We start from the raw sequence: 1,060 nt of genomic DNA, 5'->3' as shown, positions 1-1,060 counted from the left end.
CGGACGACGCCATCCGGCGCGAGATGGACAGCCTCAAGACGTCTTAATCCCTTTGAAATCAGGGCTTGGTTCGGACGTGAACCAAAACGGCACGCTGGACGAGGCGCGGGAGGTCTTAATCCCTTTGAAATCAGGGCTTGGTTCGGACCGGCATCGCCCAAAAGGGCGTCGAAATTGACGCGTCTTAATCCCTTTGAAATCAGGGCTTGGTTCGGACATGAGCGATGACGCGAAAGTAATCATCGGCGCAATGTCTTAATCCCTTTGAAATCAGGGCTTGGTTCGGACACATGGGGCCTTGTTGAGTACCTGACGGTTTGACCCGTCTTAATCCCTTTGAAATCAGGGCTTGGTTCGGACATAAAACGGCCTACAAGCCGCGATCAGGCCATCAGTCTTAATCCCTTTGAAATCAGGGCTTGGTTCGGACGTTGACGCGAAAGACAAGACCGCGAATGCAGCAGCGTCTTAATCCCTTTGAAATCAGGGCTTGGTTCGGACGAAGAGGGTGCCCAGAGGTGGGAGCTCCGCGTCTAGTCTTAATCCCTTTGAAATCAGGGCTTGGTTCGGACCGACAAGGCCGACAAGGCCGACAAGGCCGACGGTCTTAATCCCTTTGAAATCAGGGCTTGGTTCGGACGAAGAAACTCCGAAGCCTCAACTGAAAGTTCGGTGTCTTAATCCCTTTGAAATCAGGGCTTGGTTCGGACACTATGAACACTTGTAAGCTTCCCCTTCCGTGTCTTAATCCCTTTGAAATCAGGGCTTGGTTCGGACCACAAAGCCCTCGACGTCAAACGCGTGGCGGCGTCTTAATCCCTTTGAAATCAGGGCTTGGTTCGGACACGGGCAGATCATCGAGCGCATCGACCGGCGCACGGTCTTAATCCCTTTGAAATCAGGGCTTGGTTCGGACTGTCGTTGCTAAAAGAAGTCAACGCCCGCTGCGCTGGTCTTAATCCCTTTGAAATCAGGGCTTGGTTCGGACCGTGCAGTTGGATGGAGTCGGATTGACTGCGTTAGTCTTAATCCCTTTGAAATCAGGGAGATCGGACGAGCG

General features: G+C 52.9%; 2 protein-coding genes. Both read right to left on the bottom strand.

Annotated features, from left to right (window positions below):
- Positions 1-33: 33 nt before the first annotated feature.
- Positions 34-243 (bottom strand): hypothetical protein, encoded by a 210-nt coding sequence (locus ACK4TH_RS12140; RefSeq protein WP_409626817.1) that lies wholly within the window; start codon positions 241-243, stop codon positions 34-36.
- Positions 240-362 carry a hypothetical protein gene (locus ACK4TH_RS12135; RefSeq protein ID WP_409626815.1) on the bottom strand — a complete coding sequence of 41 codons (123 nt, stop codon included), beginning with the start codon at positions 360-362 and terminating at the stop codon, positions 240-242. The genes ACK4TH_RS12140 and ACK4TH_RS12135 overlap by 4 nt, the downstream gene beginning before the upstream one ends.
- Positions 363-1,060: the final 698 nt, after the last annotated feature.

Source organism: Tepidimonas sp., assembly GCF_046292505.1.
Classification (GTDB): Bacteria; Pseudomonadota; Gammaproteobacteria; order Burkholderiales; family Burkholderiaceae_C; genus Tepidimonas.
This window is presented reverse-complemented; position numbering and strand designations above follow the sequence as displayed.